Origin of the sequence: Chelativorans petroleitrophicus (genome assembly GCF_025398195.1) — a bacterium.
In the GTDB taxonomy this organism is placed as follows: Bacteria; Pseudomonadota; Alphaproteobacteria; order Rhizobiales; family Rhizobiaceae; genus Chelativorans; species Chelativorans petroleitrophicus.
Map to the genome: position 1 here is coordinate 1 of NZ_JAODNV010000038.1, position 8,772 is coordinate 8,772.

5 protein-coding genes and 2 pseudogenes are annotated in these 8,772 nt (G+C 58.0%); 2 read left to right on the top strand and 5 right to left on the bottom strand.

All coding sequences use genetic code 11. The features are described 5' to 3' along the window. Positions 1-436: 436 nt before the first annotated feature. The 5 genes and pseudogenes from NYR54_RS18785 to NYR54_RS18805 form a co-directional block, all read right to left on the bottom strand. On the bottom strand, positions 437-982 hold the full coding sequence (locus NYR54_RS18785) for a hypothetical protein (protein ID WP_261517237.1): 546 nt from the start codon (positions 980-982) through the stop codon (positions 437-439). A 1,239-nt stretch (positions 983-2,221) separates the two neighbouring features. Continuing rightward, positions 2,222-2,401, bottom strand: a pseudogene (locus NYR54_RS18790) (SOS response-associated peptidase); the annotation flags it as partial. Between the two features lie 32 nt (positions 2,402-2,433). Beyond that, a pseudogene (locus tag NYR54_RS18795) lies at positions 2,434-2,609 on the bottom strand (integrase core domain-containing protein); the annotation flags it as partial. A gap of 136 nt (positions 2,610-2,745) precedes the next feature. Further along, entirely contained in the window at positions 2,746-2,928 is a 183-nt protein-coding gene (locus NYR54_RS18800; RefSeq protein ID WP_261517238.1) for a DEAD/DEAH box helicase family protein, read from the bottom strand. A 167-nt stretch (positions 2,929-3,095) separates the two neighbouring features. Next, positions 3,096-3,338, bottom strand: coding sequence for a hypothetical protein (locus NYR54_RS18805; protein WP_261517239.1), 243 nt, complete (start codon positions 3,336-3,338; stop codon positions 3,096-3,098). Positions 3,339-3,579: 241 nt separating this feature from the next. Here NYR54_RS18805 and NYR54_RS18810 point away from each other — a divergent pair, with 241 nt between their 5' ends. Together NYR54_RS18810 and NYR54_RS18815 are read left to right on the top strand one after the other, a co-directional pair. Further along, positions 3,580-6,990 (top strand): STY4851/ECs_5259 family protein, encoded by a 3,411-nt coding sequence (locus NYR54_RS18810; RefSeq protein WP_261517240.1) that lies wholly within the window; start codon positions 3,580-3,582, stop codon positions 6,988-6,990. A gap of 9 nt (positions 6,991-6,999) precedes the next feature. Beyond that, on the top strand, positions 7,000-8,772 hold a 1,773-nt coding region (locus tag NYR54_RS18815; protein WP_261517241.1), incomplete at its 3' end, for a DEAD/DEAH box helicase.

Genomic DNA, 8,772 nt, shown 5'->3' on the forward strand with positions numbered 1-8,772 from the left:
CGAGAACAAGGAGACGCCGACGCCGCATTGCATCGGCCTGCCCGAAGCAGCCGTAGCTGCCTCGGCGCAGCATCGCGCGCCTTGCGCACTTGTCCGGACGCTTGGACCTACCTGTCACGCATTCTAGGCAGTTTTGTCGAATGTATGCCTCAGTTCTTGCGGCATACGTTCGACAAAATGTCAGATGACGTCTCCGCGCGCTGTCTCGATGTGTCGGCAACTCATCTCAAATCGAGACAATTTACGGTAACTGGATTCAGAACCAGGGGTATGCGATTCAGAACCCGGGGAATTCGATTCAGGACTGCGTGCCAGCGATTCAGTTCTCGTGGCACGCGTTTCAACGCTCTGGGGTAGCGTTGCAGTCAGACGTCTAAGTACCTCGAAAGCCCGGAGTGACGCACTTCGCATGGAAATACGCTACCCAGGTCATAAGTCATGAGTATTTCTTGACAACAAGCTCCGTCTGTTCCTCGACGAACGCATTGTCATCAGTCCAGCTACATCCAAGCTCGGCGGCAAGCTTGAAAAATCCCGGTCCGGGCCCGGTGTTGCCCGCCGACTTTCGATGCACCAAGACGGACAGAAGTACTCCATCGCGTTTCATCGAGCGACGCGATACTTCACCGAGGATTTCACCAATCTTCGTACGATCTGCAGGGATGGCAGGATCCATTCCAACCTTTGTCATGATGGGTTCGTAAAAGACGGAACGACGGCCTTCCTTTACTAGATCTCTAAGGTACTGCTCAACGATATCCACCTGTCTTTGAAACGCTTTCTCAAGTTCCATAAGACTCCTCAAGGCGATGAATTTGTTCTTTCCGATCTGGATTTCATCGAGTTTCCCCGTCCGGATCATCGCAGTAACGGCGGGTGGCGTCCGTCCCAAGTGTTCCGCAACAAGTGGCGTCGGGATGACAGCAAGATCCGGGTTCTTGGAGAAAGCCTCCATGTAGTCAGCTAGAGTTTCGAAGCGCATCTCTTTTATATCCCTAATTTACGAAACACAAAATAGACGAAAGTCAAAATCAAGTCAAGGCATTCTCAGCCTGCCGACGCTCGGGATCGCGCGCGGTGAGTTATCGGAGGGTTGGTCAATGTAGGTGGGGCGACAGTTGTAACGATAAAGGTCGGCTTGGCTGATGCGACAGCCAACGCTTCTCCTCTTCATGTCGATTCAGAATCGGAGGCAGGCGATTCAGGAGCCGGGGAATTCGATTCAGGACTGCGAGCCAGCGATTCAGCTCTCGAGGCACGCGATTCAACGCTCCGGACGGGCGTTGCAGTGCGACAGCCATCTACTGGACAAGCGAGCACGACGACGCCGTGCAGGCAATGTGAGACGCCGTGCCCGCACGTCATCTCAAATCGAAATACATTGAGACAATTTACGTTAATCCGATTCAGAACCCGAGGCAGGCGATTCAAGAGCCAAGGCATTCGATTCAGGAATCCCTGCCATCGATTCGAGGCACCTGACAGGCGATTCAGGTCTCTGGAAAAGCGTTACATCGCGGACGACGGAAGCGCCGGGGGAGGAGGAGATGTGGCTGTAGCGGGAGCGTGCGGCCTGGAAAGCGTGGAGGGGGCCAGGGCGTCGGACGTCGCCGAAAAGCCCGAGGGGAAGAAGATGCCGAGAAGGGATTCGGGAACACAGGATGGGAAAAGAGACGTCAAACGAAGGACGGGCTGAGGCGGCTGACATCTCAAGTGGCTGAAGAACTCAGAGGCCGGGGGCAGGAGAGAGGATCGAGCAGGTCGGGAGGCAGATCGACGTCAGGTCCTCTGAGATGCGTCCAGGATAGCATCGAGGCCAGTCTTGTCCGGTTCCGGCGGGGGATTATGAGCGGGCAGCTTCGTCATTGACAGCGGCAGTACCAAACACGTTCCGGTCTCAGGCTTTGCCTCAACGTCTGGGCGTCTTTGGAGTGCCCGCTTCTTCCATCAGACGCCGCTACCTGAGCCGCCCGCGGCTGGTGAACAGGGTCTCCATCGGCATCCTCAGCCGCCCGCGCTGCAAACGCCGTTTGCGCATCTGGCAAGCTTGCTCCCCCCATTACTTCCTGTAACGCCGTTTGCCGGATCAGCGATTCAGAATTCTGGGAAAGCGGTTCTAGTTCATCAGAGGAAACGATGAGACGACGTTCCTGGTGCCACCATCGCCCAAGTATTGTCGTGCGTGATCAAGTCGAAGATGGTTCCTTCGAGTTCTGGCCTGCTACAGCAGCAACGACTGCGCTTCCTCTTCCTGCGGCAGGATCGGGGCGTCCACTACGATCAGCATGTCGTCGGGCAGGGGACGCTGCAGGGTCTTTGCCTCCTCCCAAGGCGCCGTCAGCCATGTCTCGATCTCTTCCTCGGTGGTGAGGATCACAGGCATGGCCTTCTGGTGGATGGGTGGAGTGCTCCCCGTTTGACCGGACATGTCAGCTAGTTTGATTTAGCTCTGATGAACTGCCGTGGGGAAGCCATCTTGAGCGCGGAATGGGGATGGATTTCGTTGTAGTCCTCGATCCATCATCGATGAGCCGGAGCGCAGTTTCGGCGTCTGGTAGAGCTGATATGCGGATATAGTCCCACTTCAGGGTTTTGACGAAAGCTGAGGTGGTCCCGGTTTCCGAGACAGGGGCATAAGGTGGATCTTCCGATGAAAAGGACGATCCAGCATGAAGACACGCGGACAATCAGGCGAGCACGTCAGACCGAGCCGCCATATCAAGGCGAAGAATTAGGCGGTTCTTTTCAACAAAAAGGGTTTCCCGTTACAGACGCCTCTACCTGAACTTTCGTAAGCAGGTCGAACTGAAGGCCAAACTCCTCTGCCAGCTCTTCCTGCCACTGCTCGACTAGGCCCGCCGGGGCGACGATCAGGCATCTCTCCAGATCGCCACGGATCAAGAGTTCCTTGATCAAAAGACCTGCCATGATGGTCCTTGCCAGCACCGAGATCGTCAGCGAGCAAGAAGCGCAGTGGTTGGCGAGGTAGCATCTCACCATAAATAGCCGTGATCTGATGGGGCAATGCTTCGATTTGCGAAGCATTGAGAGCCAAGTATGGATCAAACAGGTGCGCTAAGCGGATCCTGTAGGCCTCAGATGCCAACCTCACCAAGCCCCCCGTCGGCACCAGAGGTGTAGTTACTGCCAGGTTGAAGAATCTCAAGCCTGGCTTCGTCGCCTCGGTAGAGGAGCCGTTCGCCCACTTTTCCAAAGGCACGATAGACGAGGTTGACGGCGTCTGGTCCAAACCTTGTCACCGAGATAATCTCGGCAATGCCGTCGCCGTCGAGATCTTTGATCCGTGCGCCTGGCCTGATGGCGTCAAGTATGCTCATGTGCTCTTTAGATGCCTAATAGCCAGAACCGTCAGTTCCATGACAGGATCACAATGACTCCACGGATCGTCTGAGCGATTGGCCTACCCAATTCCCCTGCACATTTATGAGCGCGACAAATATGTATTGCAGCATCGTACGCGCAGCCCGATACAACCTATGCGCTATCAATTGATCAGCGAATCATGCATCCTCCATCGTGATGGAGGAAAAGGTGGGTGGGGAAACTAGTCTTTCGCATTTGAGCGACAGGCATCTGGCTGAGTTGTTTGAAGCGCGGCGTCACGACAAGAGGTTCCTGGAACTCCTGAATGAAGAACTGAAGCAACGTTCCAGCGATGAAGCGAATACGCTTCATCTGAAGGTTGCCGCGCTGCGCCGTTCTCTCTCGAGTGACAGAAGAAGCAATTCCGCGCAGGCAAGAGGGTTGGGACCCGTCAGGACTTGGCTCCAGGCTTTCTTCGGTGCCAGGGGTATGGAACGCCCGGACGGACGGCCGCTCTATCGCTACCAGATGCGGGACGTTGAGTATGGGCGTGCAAAACACCTGCTGCATGTGCTTGCACGGACGGGTCGCCTGTCATCGCCAGATCGGAGGGCCGGTGCGCTATTTGTCGCCTTCTGCGCCGAGTGGTTCAGAAGGGAAGCGGAGTCAACCTTTCTTGTGTGGGATAAGCTCGCGCCGGACCTGTTCCCGTCTGTTCCCTACACCAGCAAGCAGAAGCTCACAAAACTTGGTCTTCAGTACTGGGGCCGTGAACTCCGCAGGAGCGAGCATGCGCGTGAATTCCTTTTGACGCTTGCTCTGGAAGGAGGGCTTCCGAGCCGCGTCCTGACGGAAAAGGAACGGGGCTGGCTGAGAGCCTACCTCCGCACGATCATGCGTAGCGCGATCTCTGGTGGAGCAGATGCGCATGAACGCATCCTGCTGATCGCTTCGGAAGAACGCGAAAGGGTACCCAAGAGCTACCGGCGGGATGATTTTGTCGAACTCTGCGCCGAATTGGCCGAGAAGCTGTTGTACCTGCGAAACGAGGCCGAAAAAGCCAGCGGCGGCAGGATGTCAAACTCGTCGATCCTGGATGCAATTCATCCAGACTGGTTCGAAGAGTTGCCATTATATGTTTCGACTGAAAACAGAGCCCCGGTGCTGGAACTTCTGACTGGCCTCCTGGACGAGAGGATTGAGGGTCTGACGACGGAGGGTGTCGAAGTCAGGCGTCTGCTCGTTCAGCGAGATGGAAAATGGCAACCCGCCATCCAGATCCTCGCCGACGGGGAAGTGCCTGTGTCAAGATTGCCTGTCGCCTCGTCCAACGCCAGACTGCGTGCCATTCCCTCCGGAGAGCTTGGCAAACATCTTTCCGGTGAACTGGCTTTGCTGGAACCTCCGACAGGGGAGCAGAAGCGCTGGCGCGTGCACCCGTTATCGCGCATTTCGGAAGTGATTGCCGGCTACCTCTTCGAAGAACCGGTTGCCGTTTCCCTGACCTCTCCGGAAGAGGCTCCCGTTCTCTGGACGTGGCCCAGAGGAGAACGCTTATGTTCCGATCTCCTGGTCTTTCAGGAACATGAGGAAACCGCGCGAGGGGAGAAGCTCCTTCGTTTCATCAGGGCCGGCTCGGTCAGTTCCTCGGCAAACCATCTCTATGTGCTAGTGCCTTCGCATTGGATCGTTGAGCCGGCTTGCGACGGAGCCATCGACAGTGTCGATGAGACCTGGACCGGCGACCGGCAGCTGATCCGCATCAAGGGAACGGTATATTTCAGTTCCGATACTGCGGAGACCCGTTTCCGGGTGGAACCGGGTGCGGACGATCGTATCCAGCAATTGCATTTGCCGTCCGCGCACGGAAACGGGTTCGATCTGTCGGAAAAGGCAGTCGAAATCGCCTACGTTCCGTTTACTCCCCGGGTTCGGGAAGGTGAAAAGGGCAGTCCGCGAGACCCTCGCAGCGGTGAGTTCTTCTGGCGGCGGCCTGGCGAGCGGGGATGGCAGCCGCTGGAAAACGCTCTGACCGACAGCGGCCTTTTCGAGCTGTCCTGGAGAGATCCCCAGGCTGGCATCCAGATCGAGAAGCGTGTCGTTGCGCTGTTTCCGCAGGACGCGGCTGTTCGTGGCGACATGAAAACCATGAATTCCGCCGTGATCCGGCTTGAGAACCTTCCGGACTGGACCATCAAGACCAGCGACACGTCATTTTCCTCGGAGCAGGTCCAGCCGGGAATGTGGGAGATCCAGTTCAAAGGCCGGCCAGTGTATTATCTGCCTCTGGAACTGCAGCCCCCTGCCGGGCCCTCGATCAAGACCAGAGTTCATCTGACTGGACGCGACGCTTGCATTGTTCTTGAAAATGGCCTGCTGCTCCAACCTCGTTCCCGTATAGACCTGTCGCAACTCCGGGGGGCAATTGCTCTCTCTCCTCGTCCGACAACGCTCAATATCACCCCGAAAGGTTCGCGGACGGGCTTCAGGAGACAGGTGGAGGGCGAGCTGCCCCTCGGCATCCTGCGCGAGGCTGTCGGCGAAATGCTGGCGATCATGCCCTCCCAGGACGGTGTATTGGAGCTGGAGTTTATCGGCGACTTCCGTCCTCCGATCCACGTCTCGCGCTACCGCTACGGGCAGCTTTCCATCGATGGCGATCGGATCCACTGGCATGCCCCCGCCGATGGGAGCATCAGGCTTGTCGGCCGAATGATCCTGAACCCCAGGAAGGAGTTCGCTCTGGAGGAGGAAGCACCGGGGATCTGGCATCTGCCGGATGCGTGTTCCGGCCCATGCCTTGCCTATCTTCGAGATGGTATTGATGTCGTTTCGCGGCCTCTGCCCATTGTCAGACCGGCAAGGGATCAGGTCACCGGGTTCAGTGAAAACCTCCTGATCGGGGACGTTGAAGCGCGCCAGAATGCCCTCTTGCAAGCACTCGAGAGTTTTGGAGCTTCCCACGAAGAGAGAGATGTTCTGGCCTGGCTACAGGACGCTGTCCTGAACCTGAATGGTCTTCCCGCCAGTGCTTTCGATGCGCTGAAGCTCCTTCCTCGCGTTCCCGAAGCGGCGCTGCGCCTCCTGATCAGTGCCTCCAATGAGGCGGACAGAGGCGTCATCTGGGCGCTGCAGAACGAGCTGCCGTTCCTCTGGCTGGGCGTTCCTTTGTCGGCCTGGGCTGCTGTTCTGGACGCTGAATGCAGCGCAATCAGAAAATTGCTCGAACCGCTGCAGGGACCACAGTTTGCAATGGGCGTTGCACTCGACCGCCTGAAGAAGGTTCAGCAGCATCTCGTTGCATTCGAACCGGCGCTCGACTGGATCTTCACGCAGTTTGACTTGCCTCCAGTGTCCGTGGATGAACGGGTGCCGCTTCGGGAGCTCACCAGCGCCTTTATCACATCCCATTCCCATCACGGCAGTGAATCGCCCAATGAGATGGGAAAATATCTTGAGTCCAAGGGATTCAAGCTCCATCCGGAGATCCTGTCGAAGTCTCACGAGCACTTTGCAGGTCTGTTTGCGCCTGTGCTTCTGGCGCTGAGTGCGCTTGGCAAACTCAGGCTGAGCCAGAGCGCCATGTTGCTCGTCCGTCGGACTCTTCGCTCTGACCCGCAATATGTGACCGGGGCATGGGCGCATTTCCTTGAGTTTTACAACTGATACGTCACCATGAATCCGTTTCAGACACTCGACGAAATCAGAGGACGCGTTGCGGAAGCCATCATCGCCCAGTCGGGGCTTTCCCACGAGGGCTTGCGGCGCTCATTGCGGGAGCTGTTTACAGCCAAGGGATCAGCGGGAGTGTTGCTGCAGGAACCCATCCTGGAAGGAGCACATCCCTTCATCTCGGCCGGGCAGACTATGGCAGAGCTGGCCGGCACAGTGCTGCACCCAACCCTGATTGAGGCGCTTGATGCCTTGCCGCGCAACCATGACTACCGTTTCCCCAAGAGCCGTAAGCCTTACCGGCATCAGGTGGAGGCATGGTCGCGTCTGGCCGAGCCAACGCCGCAGTCCGTTCTGGTGACCTCCGGAACAGGCTCAGGCAAGACCGAATGTTTTCTGCTCCCCATTTTGAGCAGTCTGGTTGAGCAAACCGCCGGGTCTGGAGAGCGGCTCGAAGGCGTTCAGGCGATCATGCTGTATCCCTTGAACGCACTTATCGAGAGCCAGCGCGAGCGGCTTTCCGCGTGGACACAACCGCTTAACGGGAAGATACGTTTCTGCCTGTATAATGGGGCGTTGCCACCGAGTGAACGCGAATCGACGCGCCGGCAAACTCCGGAACAGATCATCGACCGCGAACAGCTGCGCGCGAGCCCGCCACCGATCCTGGTCACAAACGTGACCATGCTGGAGTACATGCTCGCGCGGACGGAGGACCAGCCGATTATCGAGGCCTCGAAGGGAAAGGTCAGGTGGATCGTCCTTGATGAGGCGCATTCGCTGGTTGGTGCCGCGGCAGCCGAGATCGCGTTGCTCTTGCGCCGCGTCCTGCTCGCATTTGATGTCAGGCCGGATCAGGTCCGTTTCATCGCGACATCAGCCACGATGGGCTCCGGTGATCGGGTCAAGGAGCAGCTTCGGAGCTTCCTGGCCGATGTGGGAGGCATTTCGGAAGACCGGGTTCATGTCATCGAGGGTCACCGGCAACTTCCCTCTCGGCCAGTTCCAAAGGCCCTGCCTGGTTCAACGCCGCCTGCGCAAGCCAGCCCCGGCGAACTGTACGAAATGCTCGGCAGTGATGACGAGGTGTGGGCACTGGTCCAGCGTCTGTTCAAGGGCAGCGCGCCGCTGACTGCATTTGATGCGCCTGCACGCCGCTACGGGGTCAGCGCGCCTGAACTGGTCATGTCCCTGTCGAAAGCCGCCCGAAAGGACGACCAGGATGAGGAGCAACGCCTTGCTCCGATCCGCCTGCACGCCTTTGCACGCGCAGTTCCCGGTGTGTGGAGCTGCGTCAACCCCAATTGCAGCAAACGGCCGTCGGACTGGCCGTTCGGCAGCATCTTGCCCGAACGCGCCGAGCAATGTGTGGCTTGCGGTGCTCCGGTTCTTGAAATTGTGAGCTGCGTGGAATGCGGCGAGGCCTACCTCGAAGGACAGGAAAAGGCCGGACGCCTTGCCGCGCCCCTGCGCAATCCGCCCAAGGATGAATTTGTCTTCGATCGCGCGCGTGAAGAAGGCATTCCGGTTGAGGACGACGGGGATGAGACGGACTCCGACACGACCGAGGTTGAGCACGCCAGCTCGTTGGCGTTGAAGCGACTGTTTGCGGTCAACCCGACGTCTTCCGCAAGGCGTTTCTGGCTCGCTCGGGAAGAGAGGGAGTGGCGTGTTGTGGATGCACCGCCAGGAGACGGCCTGACTGAACCGCGCCGGGATTGCCGGAGGCTCCCCCTCTTGAGATTAAGGAGCCATCATGACGAAACGGAACGGCAA

What these genes read in the sequence shown, in the direction of transcription:
- NYR54_RS18785 (WP_261517237.1), bottom strand. Translation starts at nt 982, where the DNA reads ATGCGCTTCGAAACTCTAGCTGACTACATGGAGGCTTTCTCCAAGAAC.
- NYR54_RS18800 (WP_261517238.1), bottom strand. Translation starts at nt 2,928, where the DNA reads ATGGCAGGTCTTTTGATCAAGGAACTCTTGATCCGTGGCGATCTGGAG.
- NYR54_RS18805 (WP_261517239.1), bottom strand. Translation starts at nt 3,338, where the DNA reads ATGAGCATACTTGACGCCATCAGGCCAGGCGCACGGATCAAAGATCTC.